The organism is Natronococcus amylolyticus DSM 10524 (genome assembly GCF_000337675.1).
Taxonomy (GTDB): Archaea; Halobacteriota; Halobacteria; order Halobacteriales; family Natrialbaceae; genus Natronococcus; species Natronococcus amylolyticus.
In genome coordinates this window covers 26,121-46,367 of record NZ_AOIB01000020.1, presented here as the reverse complement: position 1 = coordinate 46,367, position 20,247 = coordinate 26,121, and the positions used below count along the sequence as shown (strand labels likewise).

The 20,247-nt window shown below is 66.7% G+C and carries 19 protein-coding genes; 8 read left to right on the top strand and 11 right to left on the bottom strand.

What is annotated here, in order from left to right; genetic code table 11:
• Nucleotides 1-7 precede the first annotated feature (7 nt).
• The 5 genes from C491_RS08580 to C491_RS08560 form a co-directional block, all read right to left on the bottom strand.
• Entirely contained in the window at nucleotides 8-241 is a 234-nt protein-coding gene (locus C491_RS08580) for an HVO_2901 family zinc finger protein (RefSeq protein ID WP_005555259.1), read from the bottom strand.
• A gap of 287 nt (nucleotides 242-528) precedes the next feature.
• Nucleotides 529-1,944 (bottom strand): class II fumarate hydratase, encoded by a 1,416-nt coding sequence (locus tag C491_RS08575; protein ID WP_005555257.1) that lies wholly within the window; start codon nucleotides 1,942-1,944, stop codon nucleotides 529-531.
• Between the two features lie 20 nt (nucleotides 1,945-1,964).
• Nucleotides 1,965-3,605 carry a PH domain-containing protein gene (locus C491_RS08570; protein WP_005555256.1) on the bottom strand — a complete coding sequence of 547 codons (1,641 nt, stop codon included), beginning with the start codon at nucleotides 3,603-3,605 and terminating at the stop codon, nucleotides 1,965-1,967.
• Nucleotides 3,602-4,063, bottom strand: a complete 462-nt coding sequence (locus C491_RS08565) for a PH domain-containing protein (RefSeq protein WP_005555255.1) — start codon at nucleotides 4,061-4,063, stop codon at nucleotides 3,602-3,604. The genes C491_RS08570 and C491_RS08565 overlap by 4 nt, the downstream gene beginning before the upstream one ends.
• Before the next feature lie 91 nt (nucleotides 4,064-4,154).
• On the bottom strand, nucleotides 4,155-4,406 hold the full coding sequence (locus tag C491_RS08560) for a BolA family protein (protein WP_005555254.1): 252 nt from the start codon (nucleotides 4,404-4,406) through the stop codon (nucleotides 4,155-4,157).
• Nucleotides 4,407-4,500: 94 nt separating this feature from the next.
• On the opposite strand from C491_RS08560, the gene C491_RS08555 reads away from it, so the two are divergent.
• The 3 genes from C491_RS08555 to C491_RS08545 all read left to right on the top strand — a co-directional run bounded on the left by C491_RS08555 (nucleotide 4,501) and on the right by C491_RS08545 (nucleotide 8,245).
• Nucleotides 4,501-5,004: a DUF7523 family protein gene (locus tag C491_RS08555; RefSeq protein ID WP_005555253.1), complete on the top strand. Its 504-nt coding sequence runs from the start codon at nucleotides 4,501-4,503 to the stop codon at nucleotides 5,002-5,004.
• 53 nt (nucleotides 5,005-5,057) lie between these two features.
• Complete coding sequence (gene cysS / locus C491_RS08550) at nucleotides 5,058-6,560, top strand: cysteine--tRNA ligase (protein WP_005555252.1); 1,503 nt, start codon at nucleotides 5,058-5,060, stop codon at nucleotides 6,558-6,560.
• 977 nt (nucleotides 6,561-7,537) lie between these two features.
• Nucleotides 7,538-8,245 carry a DUF6517 family protein gene (locus tag C491_RS08545; RefSeq protein ID WP_005555251.1) on the top strand — a complete coding sequence of 236 codons (708 nt, stop codon included), beginning with the start codon at nucleotides 7,538-7,540 and terminating at the stop codon, nucleotides 8,243-8,245.
• Here the strand turns inward: C491_RS08545 and C491_RS08540 are convergent.
• The 4 genes from C491_RS08540 to C491_RS08525 all read right to left on the bottom strand — a co-directional run bounded on the left by C491_RS08540 (nucleotide 8,242) and on the right by C491_RS08525 (nucleotide 11,145).
• Complete coding sequence (locus C491_RS08540; protein ID WP_005555250.1) at nucleotides 8,242-9,315, bottom strand: presenilin family intramembrane aspartyl protease PSH; 1,074 nt, start codon at nucleotides 9,313-9,315, stop codon at nucleotides 8,242-8,244. The two genes, C491_RS08545 and C491_RS08540, sit on opposite strands and share 4 nt — an antisense overlap.
• Before the next feature lie 64 nt (nucleotides 9,316-9,379).
• Complete coding sequence (locus C491_RS08535) at nucleotides 9,380-9,622, bottom strand: H/ACA ribonucleoprotein complex subunit GAR1 (RefSeq protein ID WP_005555249.1); 243 nt, start codon at nucleotides 9,620-9,622, stop codon at nucleotides 9,380-9,382.
• Complete coding sequence (gene srp19, locus C491_RS08530; RefSeq protein ID WP_005555248.1) at nucleotides 9,622-9,900, bottom strand: signal recognition particle subunit SRP19; 279 nt, start codon at nucleotides 9,898-9,900, stop codon at nucleotides 9,622-9,624. Before srp19 ends, C491_RS08535 begins: the two co-directional genes overlap by 1 nt.
• Nucleotides 9,901-10,008: 108 nt before the next feature.
• A complete protein-coding gene (locus C491_RS08525) occupies nucleotides 10,009-11,145 on the bottom strand; it encodes a PGF-CTERM-anchored ABC transporter substrate-binding protein (RefSeq protein ID WP_049891641.1) in 1,137 nt (378 codons plus the stop codon).
• A gap of 59 nt (nucleotides 11,146-11,204) precedes the next feature.
• Between C491_RS08525 and btuC the strand changes: the two genes are divergently transcribed.
• From btuC to gatE, 3 genes are all read left to right on the top strand, one after another.
• Nucleotides 11,205-12,227 carry a vitamin B12 ABC transporter permease BtuC gene (gene btuC, locus C491_RS08520; protein WP_005555246.1) on the top strand — a complete coding sequence of 341 codons (1,023 nt, stop codon included), beginning with the start codon at nucleotides 11,205-11,207 and terminating at the stop codon, nucleotides 12,225-12,227.
• Nucleotides 12,224-13,537 carry a heme ABC transporter ATP-binding protein gene (locus C491_RS08515; RefSeq protein WP_005555245.1) on the top strand — a complete coding sequence of 438 codons (1,314 nt, stop codon included), beginning with the start codon at nucleotides 12,224-12,226 and terminating at the stop codon, nucleotides 13,535-13,537. Before btuC ends, C491_RS08515 begins: the two co-directional genes overlap by 4 nt.
• A 102-nt stretch (nucleotides 13,538-13,639) precedes the next feature.
• Entirely contained in the window at nucleotides 13,640-15,508 is a 1,869-nt protein-coding gene (gene gatE, locus C491_RS08510) for a Glu-tRNA(Gln) amidotransferase subunit GatE (RefSeq protein WP_005555244.1), read from the top strand.
• A gap of 57 nt (nucleotides 15,509-15,565) precedes the next feature.
• On the opposite strand, the gene C491_RS08505 is transcribed toward gatE, so the two are convergent.
• Together C491_RS08505 and C491_RS08500 are read right to left on the bottom strand one after the other, a co-directional pair.
• On the bottom strand, nucleotides 15,566-16,900 hold the full coding sequence (locus C491_RS08505) for an MFS transporter (protein WP_005555243.1): 1,335 nt from the start codon (nucleotides 16,898-16,900) through the stop codon (nucleotides 15,566-15,568).
• 750 nt (nucleotides 16,901-17,650) lie between these two features.
• Complete coding sequence (locus C491_RS08500) at nucleotides 17,651-18,130, bottom strand: Lrp/AsnC family transcriptional regulator (RefSeq protein ID WP_005555242.1); 480 nt, start codon at nucleotides 18,128-18,130, stop codon at nucleotides 17,651-17,653.
• A gap of 186 nt (nucleotides 18,131-18,316) precedes the next feature.
• Between C491_RS08500 and C491_RS08495 the strand changes: the two genes are divergently transcribed.
• Nucleotides 18,317-19,384 (top strand): DMT family transporter, encoded by a 1,068-nt coding sequence (locus tag C491_RS08495; protein WP_193787531.1) that lies wholly within the window; start codon nucleotides 18,317-18,319, stop codon nucleotides 19,382-19,384.
• Nucleotides 19,385-19,506: 122 nt separating this feature from the next.
• Nucleotides 19,507-20,205, top strand: coding sequence for an HTH domain-containing protein (locus tag C491_RS08490; RefSeq protein WP_083909295.1), 699 nt, complete (start codon nucleotides 19,507-19,509; stop codon nucleotides 20,203-20,205).
• The last annotated feature ends 42 nt before the right edge of the window (nucleotides 20,206-20,247 follow it).

Below are 20,247 nucleotides of genomic sequence, written 5' to 3'. Positions count from 1 at the left end.
GGGGCGGTCAGTGTGTCGCCGTTCGGACGTCGTCGACCTGATAGAGATCCTCTCGGAGCCCCTCTCCGTCGCAGTCCTCGGCGGGACACTCGTAGTGCCACCCGTCCTCGGTCGCGTCTCGCTCGCGGAATCGGTCGCCGCATACCTGACAGAACAGTTGGGCTTTCTCACAGGTATCCCGGTGGAGTTCGAGGGCGAGCTCGGTCTGGAACGACTGGTTGCAGTTACGACAGGTGTGCATATTTCGTCTGACGCGAGCATCCGTAAAAACTGCTTGGGTTCTTTTCTTGCGCCCGGATCGCGCTTGATTCGGCCTCATTCGGTTGGTTTGGGTTCGACCGACAGACAAGAAAGAACGATCAGTAGTCGATAGTACTCGAGTCCGTGTGCTTCGTTTCGCGAGACGTTCCCGAGAACGCACCCTCGAGCGGCCGACCCCTGTCACGCTATGACAGGATTGTGATGGATGGGCCGATACTCGAGTTGATCCGGCGGTGAGCTACGAGACGTCCGTTCGGAACGCCGGGCTCACTCCTCGCGGCCCAGGATACCGCGCTGGGTCATCTTCTCGGGGTCGAGCACCTCGTCGGCCTCCTCCTCGTCGAGGTAGCCCTTCTCGAGAACGACCTCGCGAACCGTCTTGTCCTCCTTGAGCGCCGTTTTGGCGACCTCGCTGGCCTTGTCGTAGCCGATGTGGACGTTCAGCGAGGTGGCCATCGCCATCGACTGTTCGACGCGCTCCTCGCAGTGTTCGCGATTGGCTTCGAGCGGGTCGACGAACCGCTCGGCGAAGATCTGGCTCGAGTTCGCGATCAGCTCCGCGGACTCGAGGAAGTTGTGGGCGAGGACGGGTTTGTAGAGGTTGAGGTCGATCTGGCCCTCCGCGGCGCCCGCGGAGACGGCGGCGTCGTTGCCGACGACCTGCTTGTGGACCTGGTTGACCGCCTCGGCGACGACGGGGTTGATCTTGCCGGGCATGATCGAGGAGCCGGGCTGGTTCTCGGGCTGTTCGATCTCGCCCAGCCCGTTTCGCGGGCCGGAGGCCAGTAGCCGAAGATCGTTGGCGATCTTGTTCAGCGAGCCCGCGACGACTCGGAGGGCGCCGTGAGCTTCGGACATCGCGTCGTGGGCCGCCTGGGCCTCGAAGTGGTTGTCGGCCTCGCGGAACTGGACGCCGGTCTCTTTCGTGATGTACTCCGCCGCGCGGCCGGGGAACTCCTCGTGGGTGTTCAGCCCCGTCCCGGTCGCGGTGCCGCCCAGCGCGAGCTCCGCGAGGTGGTTCCGAACCTTGTCGACGCGGTCGAGCCCCTTCTCGACCTGGGTGCGGTAGCCGCCGAACTCCTGGCCGAGCGTCACCGGCGTCGCGTCCTGGAGGTGGGTTCGACCCGTCTTGACGACGTCGTCGAACTCCTCCTCTTTGCGCTCGAGGGACTCCCGGAGCGTATCCAGTGCGGGGATAACATCCTTCTCGACGGCCTCGAGGGAGGCGACGTGCATCGCGGTCGGGATCACGTCGTTGGACGACTGACCGTAGTTGACGTGGTCGTTGGGGTGGACGACGCGGTCGCCGATCTCGCTTCCCATGAGCTCGGCGGCGCGGTTGGCGATGACCTCGTTGGCGTTCATGTTCGAGGAGGTCCCGGAGCCGGTCTGGAAGACGTCGACCGGGAACTGGTCGTCGTGCTCGCCGGCGATGACCTCGTCCGCGGCCTCGACGATCGCCTCGGCGACGTCGTCCTCGACCAGGCCGAGGTCGCGGTTGGCCTGGGCGGCGGCCTTCTTGACGACGCCGAGCCCGCGGACGAACCGCCGACTGAACGAAATCCCCGAGATCGGGAAGTTCTGGATCGCGCGCTGGGTCTGGGCGCCCCAGTAGGCGTCGGCCGGCACCTGCATCTCGCCGAGACTGTCCTCCTCGGTGCGGAACTCGTCGTCGCGTGTCATACCCGACACCTCGAGAGGGGTCAGGTAAAATCCACCGAAAAGCCGGCGTCGTCGGCGCGAGCCCGCTCTCGCAGGGCCGACTGCAGACGCTTCCGGCCGGTTCGGTGGGCGCCACGGGCGTCCTCGAGGTCGACGTCGTATATCGTCGGGGTATCCCAGAACAGCGTCCGCGAGCTGGCGGTGTCGACGACCAGCGAGGCGATGCCGAGCCGGCGCTGGAAGACCGATCGTCGGGTGGAGACGGTCTGGATCCGGAAGTAGGGGATCACGGTCGTCCGTCGGCGCCAGAATCCACGGCGGATCACCAGGTGGTCCTCGCCGACGTAGTAGCCAAGATGGACGTACCGCAGGTGGGCCGCGGGCGGGACCGCCGCAAAGACGACCGCGGCGAGATACCACCGCTCGAGGGGCGCCACCTGTGCGAGTGCGAGGGCGGCGGCGACGACGACGGCGGCGATCAGGGAGTAGCGAACGAGATATCGACGGCGGGCGATCGGCGACGGACTCGCGAACGCGGGCGTTTCGACGTGCGTGAGGTTCTCCGCGAACCGGTGGACGTGAGCCGCGCGGGCCATGGGAACGGCCGACTGGCTGCCGCCGCTGCTGTCGGGGCCGTAGCCGGCCGTCTCGACCCACAGTCCGGCGTAGTCGATCAGCCGCTGGAGCGGGTTGTCGGTGATCGTCACCGACTGTACCTTCTCCGCGGGGATCGAGCCGCTGTAGCGCTGGAGCAACCCTCGCTCGTAGACGAAGTCCTCGTCGACCCGACCGAGCCGGAAGTCGTAGTACGTCGCGAAGGTGTAGGCCACACTGACGAGGTAGGTAATGACGATCCCGTTTATCATCGAGACGACCGTCAGGACGCCGTAGCTCTGTGTGTCGCCCGTCTGGAGGTCCTGCGGACCGCCGAACGGCTGCGAGAGGGTCACGAGGAAGTCGAGAATCGTATCGGTCGCGAAGAAAAACAGGAATCCAACGGCGGCGAGGGCAGCTGGCCGCAGCGTCGTCAGCGAGTAGAGGAGCAGTTCTCGAGAATCGAGGGCGAACAGCCGTTTTCGGCTCGGTTCGGTCGGTTCGCGCCGGGGTCGCGTCTCGGAAGCCGGCGGCGTCTCGGGAGTTCTATCGACTCGAGACGGCTGCTCGTCGAGCGGTTCATCGTCGAGTGGTCGGCCGTCCTCGGATGCCTCGGAGGTGGCTCGGTCGGGGTCGTCGGCGTCGACGCCGGCGGTTCGACGCCGGATCTGGTGCTGGAGGCGATCGGCCTCCGACTTGCTCACGAGTTGGAGTGCCGCCTCGCTGTTGCCGCCGCCAGCGGTTTCGACGGTGACGACCGCGAGCCCGAGGACGCGCTGTAACACGCCCTGGCGGACGTCGACGTTCTGGATCCGCCGATAGGGTATCTCGCGGGAGCGACGCGCGACGACCCCGGAGGCGACGTCGAACGTGTCCGGCGTGATTCCGTATTCGAAGCGGTAGTAGTAGACGATACCGTACGCGGCGCCAAAGAGGAAGCCAAGCGCCGTGACCACCGGCAGCCAGGCGATGCTGACGGCCGCGACGGTCCCCGCGAGGGCGGTGACGAGGAAGAACGGAACCCACAGCCACAGCAGGCCGTACCGAAGCGCGTAGACGACCGCGCTGAAGGGGTGGAGCCGATTCATACGGCGTCGTCGGCCTCACTTTCGACGGCGAGTTCTCGGAGCGTATCCTGTAGCTTCCGGGCGCGATCCGGCGTCAGTCCGGGGATCCGAACGTCGGCGTTTCGCGAGCCTGCCGTGTAGACGACGACGCTCGAGAGTCCGAGCGTTCGCTCGACGGGGCCGAACTGCGTGTCGACGTGTTGGACCCGAACGAACGGGACGGCCGTCTCGACGAACGTGATGACACCGCGCTCGAGATAGAGGGCGTCGCCCTGCAGTTCGAACTGCCAGATCTGGTAGAGCCGGACGGCGTAGGCGATTCCGAGGACCGCCGCGACGGCGACGATACCCACCAGTCCGGCCGTCGGCACGGGGACGAGCCACCGGTCGACGGCGACGAGGACGGCACCGAGCACGGCCGCCAGGATCGCCGTCTGTGCGATCCACAACAGCCTGATTCGCGGGTGAAGCGACTCCATACGAACGTTCTCGCGAGCGAACACGAGTATCCTGTGGTTCGACCGTCGGTGGAGACGGATCGGAAGGCGGTCGCAGGCCGACCGACGCCGGCTACTCGAGGTCGTCGTACTCCTCGGGCGTGTACGTCGACAGCTCGAGGGCGTGAATATCGGTCGTCATGTGGTCCTCGAGGGCGTCGTACACCTGCTGGTGTTGGCCGACGAGCGACTCGCCCTCGAACGTCGGCGAGACGACCGTCGCGGCGAGGTGATCGTCGTCGTGTTTGTCACGTGCGTGCGTGACGGTTGCCTCGGCGCCCTCGAGTTCGGACTCGATCACGGCTTCGACGTCGTCGGGTTTCATACTCGATCGATGGAGCGCTCGCGGCAAAAGCACCGCGGTCGCCGCCGACCACGAGGCTTATCCCTCCGCGGTTGTGTGTCACAGCTGTACATCTATGTCGCTCGCGAGCGAAACGCGTCGAGCTGTCGACGGGAGCCCGTTTCTCGTCGACGCACTGCGGGCCGGAGTCGTCAACTACACCGCGGCAGCCCGGTATCTCGACGTCGACGGCGAGACCGACGCAGTCGCGACGGCGATCCGCCGCTACGCCGAGGAGCTTCCTGCCTACGGGACCGACGCTCGAGAGGTTCGGGTCAGGATGGAACGCGGAATCACGCCAGCCTCGATCGACGGCTCCCAGCCCGAGACGGCGCTGTTCGCGATCGGCGGGACGTCGTTCAGGTCCGACAGCGGCGACCTGACGGCGATCGTCGCGACGGGCGACGTCGACACGGTCGCGCTCGGGACGACGCTGGAACGACTCGGGATCGAGGGGATCGAGCCGACCGCAGCCGGCGTCGGGGAAGGGGCGATGATGCTCGTCGTGGAAGGAGTCGCGGGAGCCGACGCCCTTCGGACGGTCGAGGACGCCCTCGAGGCCGTTCCCGTCCGGGAGTAGCGCTTCGGAGGTAAAGACACGTTTTAACTGCAGGCCGCGGATACACCCCTGTAATGACCCTGAACGTGACGAACACGTTGACGGGCGAGACGGAGCCGTTCGAGCCGCAGGATCCCGACGACGTTCTGCTCTACTACTGCGGCCTGACGGTTTCTGACCCGCCCCACCTGGGCCACGCCCGCTCGTGGGTCCACGTCGACGTCATGCACCGCTGGCTCGAACAGCTCGGCTACGGCGTCCGCCACGTCGAGAACTTCACCGACGTCAACGAGAAGATCGTCGCTCGCGTCGGCGAGGACGACCTCGGCGACGACGAGAGCGAGGTCGCCGAAACCTACATCGAACGCACCCTCGCGGACATGCGCTCGCTGAACCTCCTGCGGGCGGAGGTCTACCCCCGCGTCTCCGAGCACGTCCCCGAGATCGTCACCCTCGTCGAGACCTTACTGGAGAAGGGGTACGCCTACGAGGCGAACGGCTCGGTCTACTTCGACGTCACCAGCTTCGAGGAGTACGGCAAGCTCTCGAACCAGGAACTCGAGGAGATCGAATCCCAGGGCGACCCCGACGAGCGCTCCGAGAAGCGAAACCCCGCGGACTTCGCGCTCTGGAAGGCCGACGGCGTCGACAGCGACGCGATCGAGGAACACCGCCACGAGGGAGCCGCGCCGGCCAAGGAGGCCTGCGAGACCGCGCTGACCTGGGAGTCGCCGTGGGGCGAGGGCCGCCCCGGCTGGCACATCGAGTGCTCGGCGATGAGCACGACCCACCTCGGTGACACCCTCGACATCCACGTCGGCGGTCGCGATCTGGTCTTTCCCCACCACGAAAACGAGATCGCCCAGTCCGAGGCGGCGACCGACCAGCAGTTCGCAAACTACTGGCTCCACTGCGAGCTGTTCCAGATGGACGAAGAAAAGATGTCCTCGAGCCTCGGCAACTTCGTCACCGTCGACGAGGCCGTCGACCGCTGGGGGGCAAACGTCGTCCGCACGTTCCTCACCGCGGGTTCGTACAACAGCCAGCAGCTCTACTCCGACGAGACGATCGCCGAAGCCGAGGAGCGGTGGGACCGCCTCGAGCGAGCCCACGAGGCGGCGACCGCAGCGATCGATTCCCCGAACGCGGGCACCAAAGTCAAGGACGGCGAACTCCGCGAGGCGGTCGACGAGGCCCGCGAGGCCTTTAGGGAGGCGATGAACGACGACTTCAACACCCGCGAGGCCCAGTCCGCACTGCTCGAGATCGCGGCGGCGATCAACCGCCACCTCGAGGGAAGCGAGGGCGGGCAGGCCGACTACCGCGGACTGCGCCAGGCCGTCGAGACCCTCGAGGAACTCGGCAGCGTACTCGGGCTCTCCTTTACCGGCGAGACCGACGGCAGCGCGGAGCTGGCCGGCGACGTCGTCGAACTCGTACTCGACGTGCGCGAGCACGAACGCGAGGCGGGGAACTACGAGCGAGCCGACGAGCTCCGCGACGAGCTCGAGGGGCTCGGCGTCGAGGTCCAGGACACCGACGAGGGGGCAAGCTATCGGCTCCCCTCCGGCGAGTAGCGGTCGACGACTTCTTCTCAGGCCGGATCGGTTTCGCGCGTCTCGTTCGACGATTTTTCCGAGCGGTGCGATCGGCGGTCGTCCTCGGACTGTCCGCCCTGCGTCGAGTAAACCTCATCCTGTTATATCGAAAGTCGACCGTTTCGCAGAATGTCGGTGGGTGTCGATTGACAAGCGAAAAGTGGTCTGCCGATTGATCCGTAGACATTGCGTTCCATAGAGGCGGACCACGTATCAGTTCGGTCCGACCGTTCTTCTTGCGGTGGCGTGCGCTGTCGACCGACCGAGCGTCGCGAGGTGCGAGTATGCGAGTGCCTCGAAAAGCGAACGGTGACCGAAGGGAACCGTGAGCGAAAGCGAGGGCGGTCGACGATACTGCGCGAGGGATGAGCGAACTACCGCAGGGAGTGAGCGAATCGGCTGGGGAGGACGTAGCAATCTCCTGTGTTCGTGCGAGCAGGACTGCTACTCGTCAGTATCACCCCGAAAGCTCCTGTCCCGCTCGAGGGCTGTGGCTCGCTGTCGTTCGAAAGGCGCTCTGCGCCTTTCGTGAGTGAGCGAATCTTCGATTCGCGATCTCCGCGAAACCGACGGTTTCGCTTGATGACGAGAGAGCTGTGCTCTCTCGAACCATGCTCCTCGGTCGCGTTGCTCCCTGCGGTGCTTATTTCGCCTCGCTCCTTGAGCAACGGGAGAGCGAAGCCCTCCCGAGCATCGCGGACGCTTTGCGTCCGCTCAACGCCCAGCCCCTTTCAGTCCCACCCCCGCAGTGGTTGACCGGTACTGGAGACTCGAGGCCAAACGTTCCATTCGCACTGCAGACATAACGCCGGACGGTCCATACTACTCATGTCGGGAGGTAGAACCGTCACTGATTGGAGGATTGTCGAAACTCTTCCGCTGAACTGCTGATCACGAAACGGACGCCTCGAGTCGGCCGCGCCACTTATGCCCGGCAAGCGGTTCTTTCAGGCTAGATGAACCGACGACAGTTCGTCGCCGCGGGCGCGGTCGGGGGAGTCAGCGTGTCGGCCAGCTGTCTCGACGACTTCCTCGAGGACGCGACGACGTTTTCGGCCACGCCGGCGGTCGTCGCCGAGAGCGCGACCGACGACACCGGCTACGAGTACCAGGGGACCGAGGAGATCGTCTCCACCGAGTCGGTCGCCGGCCAGGAGATCGAAGTGACCAGCTACGGTTCCGAGTACACCCGGCCGATCGACCTCCCGCTCGACATCTTCGGCGGCGAGATCGAGGCCGGCGTGTTCGCCGTCATCTCGACGCCGCAGGTCAGCGTCGCCGGCGAGGAGTTCAATCCCGTCGGCGAGATGGAAAACGAGGAGCTCGTTCAGGAGATCCAGACCCAGTACGAGGAGCTGCGGATCGAGGAGTCCGTCGGGGAGCGGTCGGTGAGCGCGCTCGAGGAGACGATCACGCTCGAGACCTTCGAGGGGGAGGCGGTGTTACACGGCGAGCACGGGATCGACATCCTGCTCGATATCGCCCAGCTCGAGCACGACGACGACTACCTCGTGATCGTCGGCGTCTACCCCGACCTCGAGGACTTCCCGATCGACTCCGAGCGCGATCGGATCGACGTGATGGTCCAGGGGCTCGAGCACGACGACGACGTCGACGCGGAGATCGTCGAGAGCCGCGAGGAGGAAGAACCGCTCTCCGATTAGAGGCCGAGCGCGGTCGCGATCGAGACGCCGCTCGCGAGCGCACCCAGCAGGTACCCCCCGATCGCGCCGCCGTTGAGCAGGGGGAGCCCGGCGTGGGGTCGCCCCTTCAAGACCATTCCCATGAGCACGAGCAGGCCGGCCAGCGTTCCGAGGATCGCCCCCAGCGCGGGCACGTTCAGCGCGATGCCGGGGACCTCGAGCGCGCCCGCCTCGAGGAAGTACGCCGCGCTGGCAACCAGGATCGTCGGGATGATGGCGTCACCCAACCCGATGAACAGGGCGTCGCGGCCGGCGTCGGCCGGCTTCTCGGCGTCGGAGTCGGCTTCCGGTGACGTTGGTGAGTCGGGTTCGCTTTCGGGGGTCGGCGTCCCGTCGGCCGAGGCTTCCTTGGCCCGACCCGAGTCGCGCTCGTCGGGACCCGGCTCACCGCCCTCTCGATCGTCCTCGAGCGACGCCTCGGAGCCGTCGGCGAGGTAGGAGTACGACAGCGTCGTCGGAACGACCAGCACGACCGGAATCTTGAGATCCATCACGCCCTCCGCGAGATCGAGCATGTGTTCGGTCCGGTAGACGCTGATAGCGTCGTAGATCGCAAGCGCCGAGAGCAACAGGATCGCGGGCAGGAGACCGAAGCTGATCCCGAACAGCGCGGCGGCGCCGGCGCCCATCAGCACGCCGGTGAGGTCGATGACGTACCACTCCGGATACAACAGGAGTGCGGCGCCGACACCCAGGGCTGCGCCGACGGCGACGACGTTGACCGGCCCCGCCGTAACCACCGGCGGAACGAGTTCGGTGAGCACGAACCAGGCGAGGAAGACGCTCACGCCGATGACCAGCGCCCTGATGACCCACTCGAGGTCGTACCGGAACGTCGCGAGCATGAATCCGGTCGCGACGAGGATCACCGCGAAGTAGACCAGGCTGTTGGTCGGGTTCTCCGGGTCCTCGACGGCCTGGCGGTCGGCGTCGTGGAACGGCTCGATCAGCGCCAGCGCGCCGAGTTGCACGGCCAGAAACAGCGCCACGGTCGCGCCGACGGCCGCGAGCACCCGGGTCCGATGGTCCATGGCGCGGCGTTCGCACCCGCTCCTCTTGGTGCTTTTCGTTACCCCCTCGAGCCCTCGTCAGAGATCAGCGCGCGTACAGCGCCGACCCGACCAGCGTCGGGAGGTGGACGTCGTCGTCCGGCGTCACCGCCAGGTAGGGACCGTCGACGGGGCCGAAGACGTCGACGACCCGGCCGACCGACTCCAGCGAGTCGTCGAGCACCATGGTTCCGATCTCCTCGCGGAGGCGGTCGTCGTCGGTGTCCGGGTTCGCCCGCAAGATTGCGAGCCCCTGGGCGGTACGGACGACCTGGCCAACCCGGCGCATCAGTCTCGCATCGCGACGACGTACGCCGCGACGGCCTGGACGAGGTCGTTCTTCGAGTCGTCGGACCCCCGGACGACGACTCGGCCGCGATCGGCCCAGTGCTCCCGGGAGTAGGATTTCTCGCGCTCGATCGTGGCGTCGTAGCCGATCTGCTGAACGGCCTTTGCGATCTCGTCGACCGTCGGCTCCTCGACGGCCAGCTCCTCGGCGACGCGTCGTCCCTCGGCCCGGGAGAGGTCGGCATCGAGATAGGCGGGCCAGATGACGTTCTCGACCATACCTCCGACTCGAGCGGCCTCCGGGTAAACACTTTTCAAAAGCGTCGGGTCCGCGCTCGAGTCGGTCCCTCGAGCGCGGATGGTCGGTCGGCGGTGTGTGAGTCGATACTACCGACGGCGAGCGAGAACGGCGAGGACGGCGACCAGCGCGGCGACGACTGCGGGAACGCCGAAGCCGGGGATCGAGTCGTCGTCCTCGGCTGCGTCGTTGGCGTCGTCGGCGTCGTCGGCTGCCGTGTCGTCAGCGTCCGCCTCGTCGTCTGCATCGTCGGTCTCGTCCGCGGCGTCGTCCTCGGCTTCGTCGGTCGCTTCGGCGTACGCCTCGGGGTGGACCTCGGCGACGATCTCCTCGATCGCCTCGACGACGAGCGGACCGGGCTGGCTCATGAACTGGTCGTCGACCGCGACGAACTGCTCGTCCTGGTAGGCGGTCGTCCCCATCGCGGCCTCGCTAACCGGAGGCTCGTCACCCCAGGATTCGCCGTAGATAATCCACTCGGGATCCTCCTCGACGACGACCTCGTCGCTGATCTCGGCCCAGCCCTCGATGCCGGCCTCCGCGCCGAGGTTCTCGACGCCGGCGGTGGTGATGATCTCGTCCTGGAAGGTACCCTCGCCCGCGGTGAACCCGTCACCCATCTCGTAGTACGCGAGCGGGTGGTCCTCGTCCTCGACGGTCGACTCGATGGTCTCGAGGCGCTCCTCGAACTCCTCGAGGGCGTCCTCGGCGCCATCGCACTCGCCGACGATTTCGCCGGTCAGACGGACGTTCTCGGCGACGCCGTCGAGCGATTCTTCGGTCGGGAAGACGTAGACGTCGAGTCCGGCGTCCCGGAGCTGGTCGATCACGTCGTCGCCCTCGAGGGCGGCGGCCGCCAGGACGACGTCGGGATCACGGTCGATAATTTCCTCGGTGACGGGCGTGACGCCGTCGTCCTCGGTGATGTCGAGCTCCTCGTCTGGCTCGAGGTAGTCGGTGTACTCGCCGACGGGCATCCCCGAGAGCTTGTCTTCGGCCCCGATCTCGTGCATCACCTGTGCATCACTGGGCTGTAAGGCGACGACCGACTCGGGCTCCTCATCGACGGTTACCGTCTCCCCTGTGGCATCCTCCCCCTCGAACGGAAACTCGCAGGTCGGTTCCTCCTGTGCGACGTCGGCCATCCCCCCTCCCGCTGCGGCGGCGGGAGCAAACGCGGCCAGCGCCGTCAGCACCGCAACGAAAACGATCACTGAATTTCGCATCAGCCGACACTGCGAGGCACTCCAACAAATATTTGTCTACTGCAAGCGAGTTTGCAGCCGTGTCCGCTCCGAACCGTATCGTCGCGTGGTCGGTCGCGCTCTCGACGCTGCTGGTCGGCGTCGTTATCGCGAGCGCGGCACTCGGCCCGGTTCGGATCGACCCACTGACCGTCTCGCGAGTGATCCTCAACCTCGCCGGCGTCGGCGCCCACGAGGTGCCGGCGACCCACCGGACGATCGTTGCGGACGTCAGGCTGCCCCGCATCCTGCTGGCCGCGACGGTCGGCTTCGCGCTGGCGGCCGCGGGAACGGTCATGCAGGGCTTTTTCAGAAACCCGCTCGCCGATCCGTCGATCATCGGCGTCTCCTCGGGCGCCGCGGTCGGCGCCGTCGCCGCCATCGCGTTTCCGGCGCTGGTGCCGATCGGGAGCGTCCACCTGCCCGCGTTCGTCGGCGCCCTGGTCACCGCCTTCCTCGTCTACGCCATCGCGACCGAGGGCGGGCGGACCCCGGTCGCGACATTGCTGCTCGCGGGCGTCGCGATTCAGGCGTTTCTCGGCGCGGTGATCTCGTTTATGGTCGTCCACAGCGGCGAGAACCTCCGGGAGGCCGTCATCTGGATGATGGGTCACCTCCACCGCAGTAGCTGGGGCGACGTCGGCTTCGCGCTCCCCGTCACGCTCGTCGGCGTACTCGTGCTCGGCGCCTACACCCGCGAGATGAACGTCCTCCTGCTCGGCGAGGAGGACGCCCAGAACCTCGGCGTGAGCGTCGAGCGAACCAAGCTCCTCCTGCTCGCACTGGCGAGTCTCGTCACTGCCGCGGGGGTCGCCGTCGCCGGCGTCATCGGCTTCGTCGGCCTCGTCGTCCCCCACATGATGCGCCTGATCGTCGGCCCCGACCACCGGATCCTGCTGCCGACAAGCGCACTCGCGGGGGCCTCCTTTCTCGTGATCGCCGACACCGTCGCCCGCGTCGGCGCCTTCGGGCTGCCGATCGTCCCCGTCGGCATCGTCACCGCGACCGTCGGCGCGCCCTTCTTCCTCTACCTGCTGACGAGCCGGGAGGTGCACGCACTGTGACCGACGGTGACGCGCTGCCGACCGCGAGAGAGGGGGCACGGATCGACGTCGAGGACGTTGCGGTTTCGTTCGGCGAGACGGCCGTCCTCGAGGACGTCTCCCTCACGATCGAGCCCGGCGAGTTCGTCGGTCTCGTCGGCCCCAACGGGGCGGGAAAGACGACGCTGCTGCGGGCGATGAGCGGCTCGCTCGAGCCCGACCGTGGGACCGTCGACGTCGACGGCGCGCCGTTGCACGAGCGGTCCTCGAAGGGCGCGAGCCGACTGGTCGCGGTCGTCCCCCAGAACACCGGCCTCTCCTTTTCGTTCGACGTCCGGACCGTCGTGGAGATGGGCCGGTACCCCCACCGATCGCGCTTTTCGCCGCCCGGTGAGGCCGATCGGGAAGCGGTCGATCGCGCCCTCGAGCGAACCCGCACGGCGCAGTTCGCCGACCGACCGATCGACGAGGTCAGCGGCGGTGAGCGCCAGCGGGTCGTCCTCGCGCGGGCGATCGCCCAGCAAACCCCCGTTCTCCTGCTCGACGAGCCGACGGCAAGTCTCGACGTCAACCACCAGATCGAGACGCTCGAGCTCGTTCGCGAGTTCGTCGCGGAGGGCCGCACCGCCGTCGCCGCGATCCACGATCTGGATCTGGCTGCGCGGTACTGCGACCGACTCGTCGTCCTCTCGGAGGGAGCGGTCCTCGAGTCAGGCCCCCCGGAATCGGTACTGAACCGGAACGTCCTCGCCGCGGCGTTCGACGCCAACGCTGTCGTAACCGAGAGCCCGGTGACGAGGACGCCGACGGTGAGCGCGCTTCGGGCAACCGACGCAGAGGCGACCGTTCCCGATCGGGTCCACGTCGTCGGCGGCGGCTCAACGGCCGCGAGCGTCGTCGCTGAACTCGCCGCGGCCGACTGTACGTGTACGGTCGGCCCGGTCACGGGCGGCGACGCCGCCGCCGAACTCGCCCGCGGGCAGGGGTTCGAGACGATCTCGGTCGAGCCGTTCGCTCCGCTCTCGGACGTCGACCGGGCGGCGGTCCGCGGAGCGATCGAGGCCGCCGGCGTGACAGTCGTGGCGGATCTCGAGGTCGGCGCCGGGAATCAACTGTTACTCGAGGAGCTCGCCGGTAGGGAGTCGATCGCGGTTGTCGAGGACCGGCCGTTCACCGAGCGAAACCACGCGGGCGAGCGAGCGCGGGAACTGTACGAGCGCTGCCGGCAGCGCGGTGTCGTGACCCCGCCCACGGACGTCCTCGAGGCGATCGCCGAGGCGGCGACTCGGACGGAACCGTCGAGGACGGAACTCGAGGCCGACGACGACTGAGTTCGCGAGGACGAACGGGCCGACGGGGTCGGCGGACGAACCGCTCGCGTCCGCGGGCCGGACTGAACGGTTTTTTACCCTCGCGCCCCAGAGTGGCCGTCAATGACCGAGTACGACTACGACGAGCTCGGACTCGTCGCCGGGCTGGAGATCCACCAGCAACTCGACACGGCGACGAAGCTGTTCTGCCAGTGTCCGACCGAACTGCGCGAACCCGAGGAATCGACGCGGCGGTTCACCCGCTATCTCCACCCCACTCGCAGCGAGCTGGGCGAGATCGACGACGCCGCCTTAGAGGAGAGCAAGGTCGACCGCGAGTTCGAGTACCTCGCGTATGACTCGACCTGCCTCGTCGAGGAGGACGACGAGCCGCCCCACGAACTCGATCGAGAGGCCCTCGAGACGACCCTCGAGGTGGCCCAGCTGATGGAGATGAACCCGGTCGATCAGGCCCACGTCATGCGAAAGCTGGTCGTCGACGGCTCGAACACGTCGGGGTTCCAGCGCTCGACGCTGATCGCCACCGGCGGCGAGATCGAGACGAGTGCAGGCGCGGTCGGGATCGAGGACCTGCTGCTCGAGGAGGAGAGCGCCCAGCGGGTCGAAGAGACCGATGATGGGGTTCGCTACAGCCTGGATCGGCTGGGGATTCCGCTGGTCGAGATCGGCACCAGTCCGGACATCTCGTCGCCGGAGCAGGCCCTCGAGGCCGCCGAGCGGATCGGCATGCTGCTTCGCTCGACGGGGAAGGTAAAGCGCGGCTTAGGGACGATCCGCCAGGACGTCAACGTCTCCATCGCCGAGGGCGCCCGCGTCGAGATCAAGGGCGTCCAGAGTCTCGACGACATCGACGACATCGTCCGCAACGAGGTCGCCCGCCAGGTCGAGCTCGTCGAGATCCGCGACGAACTCGCGGCGCGGGAGGCGTCCGTAGGCGCGATCCAGAACGCGAGCGACGTCTTCGAGGATACCGACAGTGGCGTCATCGGCGGCGCCCTGAGTTCCGGTGGGTCCGTGATGGCAGTTCTCCTCGAGGGGTTCGACGGCCTCGTGGGTCGCGAGATCGCCCCTGACCGCCGTCTCGGCACCGAGTTCTCGGACCACGCGAAGCGCCACGGTGCGGGGGGGATCTTCCACACCGACGAGCTGCCCGCCTACGGCGTCACCGACGAGGAGGTCGCAGCCCTGCGGGAGGCCGTCGGCGCCGATCCCGAGGACGCGGTCGCCATCGTCGCCGACGACACCGCGACCGCCGAGTCGGCGATCGAGGCGGTCGCCGAGCGCGCCCGGACGGCCCTCGAGGGCGTTCCCGAGGAGACCCGTGGCGCGAACGACGACGGGACGACCCGCTACCTGCGGCCGCTGCCCGGCGCGGCGCGGATGTATCCCGAGACGGACGTTCCGCCCGTCGAGCCGGATCCGAGCGAGGTGCCCGAGCCCGAACTCCTGACCGAGAAGGTCGAGCGCTACCAAGACGAGTTCGACCTCGGCGAGGGACTGGCCGAGCAGGTCGCCTACGGCCGCCGGATGCCGCTGTTCGAGGACGTCACCGCAGCGGGGATCGACCCGACGCTCGCGGCCTCGACTCTCGAGTCGACGCTGACCGAGCTGCGACGGGACGACGTCCCCGTCGAGAACCTCGAGCGGGAGCACCTCGAGGCGGTGCTCGAGATGGCCGACGACGGCGACCTCCCCAACGAGGGTGTGGGTGACCTGCTCGCGGCGCTCGCCGAGGAGCCCGATCGCACGGCCGAGGAGGCCGCCGAGGCGGAAGGGCTCGGCGGCGCGGACGAGAGCGAGGTCCGCGAGGCTATCGTCGAGGTCGTCGAGCGAAACGAAGACCAGGTCGAGGAGGAAGGGATGCAGGCCTTTTCTGGCCTGATGGGCGAGTGCATGGGCGCGCTTCGCGGGAAGGCCGACGGCGACCTCGTCAGTCGGCTGCTGCGCGAGGAGATCCAGCAGCGGGCCTGAGTTGGAGATCGAGTTCGGCTCCGAGCTCGAGGTGATGGTTGCGGGCGAGCAGCGTCGTTACTGGTAGGCCTCGAACTCCTGGCCGAAGAGCGCGAAGTAGACGACGCCGATCATCCCGACGACGGTAGCGATCGTAAAGGAGAGTTCGGGGCTGACGAACTGCCAGAGGAACCCGCCCAGCGCGCCGCTGGGAATCACGATCGCGCCACGAATCAGGTAGTACGAACCCGTCACGCGGCCGCCAGCCCCCTGTTCGGCCGGGCCGACGACGAGCGCCTTGTGAGCGGGGAGGCCGGCGAACCGCAGCCCGGAGAAGGCAAAGAGCGCGACGAGGAGCCACGCCTCGTCGATTCCGCCGAGGTACTGGGGACCGAAGATCAGCAGTACGGGAAAGATCGCGTAGACGAAGAACCCGAGGCCGACGACCGGTTTGAGGCCGACGTACTCGGCGACCTTAGCCGTCGGTGCCATCGTCAACAGCGCGACGAACATCTCGACGCCCAGGAGGACGCCGAAGAAGGCCGCGGGCGAGAGGTTGATCGTCCCCACGAGAGGCAAGGAGAGTGTCAGTCCGATCTCGAGCAGCTGAGTGATTACGAGAATGAAGAAGGCGTACACCATCCCGTTGGCGAAGCGGACGAACGTGTCTGCCACGAGCAGCGGTCGCAGCGGGTCGGGCAGCGCCTGCAGGTCGCCGACGATCTGGCCAACGCCCTCGAACTCCTTGCCGACGGAGTCGGCGTCGGCCTCGTACAGCAGGTGCTGGACGATCGTCCCGAGGACTGCGAAGACGATCGCGATTACGAGGACCCACAGGAACCCGGGCATGAGCTCGTCGGCGACCAGGGCCGCGACGATTAGCGGGGCGATCAGGAACGCGGTCCGACGGAACGTCTCCGTGCTGGCGAACCCGCGGGCCAGCCGACTCGGCTCGGTCGCCTGTTTGACGATTGCGTAGTGGCCGCCAATGCCGAACGATTTCCAGCACTGCGCTACTAGTAGCCCGACGAACACCCACACCCACGGCTCGAGGACGACGACGCCGAGGTCGATCGCGGGAACGTAGGCGGAGCCAAGCCAGATTGCGAAGCCGAACGTCGAGAGGAAGCCGAAGACCGTCAGGGCGTACCGCGAGCCGACGCGATCGGAGACGACCCCGCCGTAGTAGGGGTAGACGGCACCGATGACGTTGCCCAGCGTGGCGAACAGCCCGACGACGAACCCGCCCGCGCCGAGGTACACGAGGTAATCCGGAAGAAAGCGGTTCGTCATCTGAAAGCCCAGGCTGAACGCGAACATCGCTAGCGACAGCACCAGCACGTCCCGCTGAAGCGAGAAGAACTGCCGAAACGCGTCGAGCGGGCCGGCGACCTCGGCTTGCTCCTGTGCCATGGTACAGAGTGGAACGGTACCGGGTCAAAGTTCCAGCGGAATCGGCGATTCGCGTAGTGTGTGGGGTATGCTCGAGCAAAATCACGCGTTGCGTACAGGTGAATGATGTCTCAGCTCGGTCCGACCATTCCACCTGCGGTGGCGCGCGCTGTCGGCGAGGCGCGACCGAAGGGAACGCCTCGAAAGAGCGAACGGGGAAGGAGTGACCCGTGAGCAGACCGGCCGAACGTCAGTGAGGACGGTCGACGACATTGTGCGAGGGACGAACGAAGGGAGTGAGCGAGTCGGTTGGGGAGGGTGTGGCATCCCCTGTGTTCGTGCGAGCAGGTCCTGCTATCCGTCAGCATCACCCCGAAAGCCCCTGGCGCGTTGAGCGGACGCTTCGCGTCCGCGATCCTCGGGAGAGCGAAGCTCTCCCGTTGCTCGAGGGCTGCGGCTCGCTACGCGTGGTTCGAGAGAGCAAAGCTCTCTCGTCATCAAGCGAAACCGTCGGTTTCGCGGAGATCGCGAATCTTCGATTCGCTCACTCACGAAAGACGCGAAGCGTCTTTCGAACGACTTTACTCACTCCGTTCGTTCCAGTGCTTGCGCCGCCTCGCTCCTCGAGCGGCCCAGCCGCTTTCAGTCCCACCCAGCGGCGGCTGATCGGCACTGCAGACTCGAGGCCGGACGTTCCATTCGCACTCGCTACATAGCGGCCCCTCGGAACCGCGGCGACGATGACCAAGTTCGAAGGCGCTATCGATCTGCTTAGTCGACCAGCTCCTCGAGCAGCGTTTCCAGCTTGTAGCTCTGTAGGGCCTCCCGCTCCTCGATCGCCGAGATGACGAACGTCGAGTCGGTGCGGTCGACGCCCTCGAGCTGTTCGAACTCGGCGATCAGCCGTTCGACCATCCCGCTCTCGCTGAGGCGGGCGACGACGATGAAGTCGGTCTCGCCCATCGTGAAGTAGACGTTCGTCACGCCCTCGACGGTCAGCAGGCGGTCCGCGAACTCCTCGTAGGAACCCCGGTAGTCGGCGTGGATCTCGACGATGACCGTAACGTCGAGGCCGAGCTCCTCGAGGTCGATCTCGTAGCGGTCGTTGGCGATGATCCCCTCCTCGCGGAGGTTGTTGAGCCGGTAGTGGATCGTCGACACTGGAATTCCCGTCGCCTCGTGGAGCGCTTCGGGGCTGCCCGTCTCGCGCTCGGAGATCGCCTTCAGCAGGCGCACGTCGCGTTCGTCCATACCGCAAGTTCGAGCGATGGCGTGATCGGCCTTTCGACTCGGACGCTCGATGTTGGATCTTTCTCTAATAGCAACCCCTCTTTTCGGGGACTGGCTCGGATCGAAATCATATGTGTAATTCTGCATCTGATCTCGAGAGAGTTGTTGTAGAAGGGTCTAAGTGCATCGACTGATTTCGAACGTTCTATGATTCGACGCGCGCTCTTTCGGTCTGGATACGGAGATTTAGTGTTGTTCTCGATCCTCGCAATCTGCTGGGGAACCTCCTTCGTCGCGATCGAGATCGGTCTCGAGTACGTGCCGCCGCTCTTGTTCGCCGGGCTCCGCTACGGGGTTGCGGGACTGATCGTCTTCGGCTACGCTGCCGTCGTGACCGATCGGCTCCGACCCGTCGATCGGACCGAGTGGCTCTCGGTCGGCGTCGCCGGGCTCTTCCTCATCGCGTTCTACCACGCGCTATTGTACGTCGGCGAGCTGTACGTTCCGGGTGCGATCGCGGCGACGGTCGCCAGCACCGCACCGATCCTCACCGCCGCGTTCGCCGGGGCGATCCTCCCGCGGGAGCGACTCTCGTCCGCGGGGGTCGTCGGGCTCGTGCTCGGCCTGATCGGGGTCGTCGCCGTCGTTCGTCCCTCGCCGGCGGGGCTCGACACCGAGCTCCTGCTGGGTGCGGGGCTCGTCTTCGGCGCCGCGATCGCGTTCGCGGTCGGGACCGTTCTCGCGCGGCCGCTCGACGCCGGGCTTCCCCTCGAGACGCTGCAGGCCTGGGCGATGCTCGTCGGCGCGGCAGTGTTGCTGGTCGGCGCCCCGCTCCGGGGCGAGTCGGTTGCCGCGATCGACGTGACGCCGACGGCGCTGCTCTCGTTTACCTACCTGACGCTCGTCTCGAGCGTGTTCGCCTTCCTGCTGTACTTCCAGCTGCTCGACCGATCGGGACCGACCCAGGTCGCGCTGGTGGGGTACGCCGAGCCCGCCGTCGCGATCGGCGTGAGCTGGGTCCTACTGGGATACGTCGTCGACTCGCTGACGATACTGGGTCTGGTGACGATCCTCGCCGGCTTCGCCGTCATCAAGCGCCGACGGCTTGCTCGCGTCCTCGAACGTCGACCCGAGATGCTCCGACGCCCGACCGCCGTGATTCGGACGCTGCGAAACCCGACCGAGACTCGCCGCTCGTCTCCCGCCGAGGCCAGAACCGACGGCGGTGTCCCTCGCGATACCGAGGCGGTCAGTCCGGAGTCGAGCGCCGACTGAGGACTCGACACCGACGACGAGACACGGCTTACGACAACCGGTATCGAATGCCTCGGGAAGCACCCTCACAAAGGTTTATACAAAGTAACGTTGGCTAGCTCACACGACAGAGGGGATCCAGTATGAACGCACAAACACGAACACTGACCGTGGTGTGTCACGTGCGGGCACCGTTGCTGCTCGAGCCCGTCGACAGTCAGGTCGAGAGCCTGCGCGCCTGCGAGGAGGAGGGAACGATCGACGAACTGCTGGTGCGGAGCTGGCCGAAGGAGGTGCGGCTGTCCGAGAACAGTCCCTACCAGGAGGTCCTCGAGACCTACGATCGATTCGAACAGTGGGCCGACCGACGAAACGTCTCGATCCAACCGCCGTTCCGAACCCGGACGGCGACCTCGCAGGTGACCGACGAGCGTCGCGAGGTCCTCGTGACCCCGCTGCTGTGTCTCGAGTGTTACGCCGACGACGAACTGGTGGCCGCCTACCCGCACTCGACGGACGAAGAGACGATCACGACCGAGGACGTGATCGCTCGCATCCGATGTGGCGAGGGTCTCGTATCGGCGGATCCGATCGGTATCGACGAGGGTAGCGACGTGGAGGCGAACGGTCTCGAGCGCGATGACACCGGTGCCGAGACGGCACCGGCGCCGCGATCGGATGGCTGTCCCGACTGCGGTGAAGGGCTCGTCGACGGACAGGGGCTGGTGACCTGTCCGGACTGCGGGTGGACCGGGACGATCGCCGAGGACGGCGGCTACACGCGGACGTCGGTAGAGCGCGTCGCGGATCGGAAACCCGTTCAGGCGGTTCCGGATCGATAGAGCCGCCAAACTTCGAATTTGTAGAACTGCGAAGCGTCGATC

Excerpts from the sequence above, each read along its gene's own strand:
- C491_RS08580 (WP_005555259.1), bottom strand. The coding sequence starts at position 241 with ATGCACACCTGTCGTAACTGCAACCAGTCGTTCCAGACCGAGCTCGCC.
- C491_RS08575 (WP_005555257.1), bottom strand. The coding sequence starts at position 1,944 with ATGACACGCGACGACGAGTTCCGCACCGAGGAGGACAGTCTCGGCGAG.
- C491_RS08570 (WP_005555256.1), bottom strand. The coding sequence starts at position 3,605 with ATGAATCGGCTCCACCCCTTCAGCGCGGTCGTCTACGCGCTTCGGTAC.
- C491_RS08565 (WP_005555255.1), bottom strand. The coding sequence starts at position 4,063 with ATGGAGTCGCTTCACCCGCGAATCAGGCTGTTGTGGATCGCACAGACG.
- C491_RS08560 (WP_005555254.1), bottom strand. The coding sequence starts at position 4,406 with ATGAAACCCGACGACGTCGAAGCCGTGATCGAGTCCGAACTCGAGGGC.
- C491_RS08555 (WP_005555253.1), top strand. The coding sequence starts at position 4,501 with ATGTCGCTCGCGAGCGAAACGCGTCGAGCTGTCGACGGGAGCCCGTTT.
- cysS (WP_005555252.1), top strand. The coding sequence starts at position 5,058 with ATGACCCTGAACGTGACGAACACGTTGACGGGCGAGACGGAGCCGTTC.
- C491_RS08545 (WP_005555251.1), top strand. The coding sequence starts at position 7,538 with ATGAACCGACGACAGTTCGTCGCCGCGGGCGCGGTCGGGGGAGTCAGC.
- C491_RS08540 (WP_005555250.1), bottom strand. The coding sequence starts at position 9,315 with ATGGACCATCGGACCCGGGTGCTCGCGGCCGTCGGCGCGACCGTGGCG.
- C491_RS08535 (WP_005555249.1), bottom strand. The coding sequence starts at position 9,622 with ATGCGCCGGGTTGGCCAGGTCGTCCGTACCGCCCAGGGGCTCGCAATC.
- srp19 (WP_005555248.1), bottom strand. The coding sequence starts at position 9,900 with ATGGTCGAGAACGTCATCTGGCCCGCCTATCTCGATGCCGACCTCTCC.
- C491_RS08525 (WP_049891641.1), bottom strand. The coding sequence starts at position 11,145 with ATGCGAAATTCAGTGATCGTTTTCGTTGCGGTGCTGACGGCGCTGGCC.
- gatE (WP_005555244.1), top strand. The coding sequence starts at position 13,640 with ATGACCGAGTACGACTACGACGAGCTCGGACTCGTCGCCGGGCTGGAG.
- C491_RS08505 (WP_005555243.1), bottom strand. The coding sequence starts at position 16,900 with ATGGCACAGGAGCAAGCCGAGGTCGCCGGCCCGCTCGACGCGTTTCGG.
- C491_RS08500 (WP_005555242.1), bottom strand. The coding sequence starts at position 18,130 with ATGGACGAACGCGACGTGCGCCTGCTGAAGGCGATCTCCGAGCGCGAG.
- C491_RS08495 (WP_193787531.1), top strand. The coding sequence starts at position 18,317 with ATGATTCGACGCGCGCTCTTTCGGTCTGGATACGGAGATTTAGTGTTG.
- C491_RS08490 (WP_083909295.1), top strand. The coding sequence starts at position 19,507 with ATGAACGCACAAACACGAACACTGACCGTGGTGTGTCACGTGCGGGCA.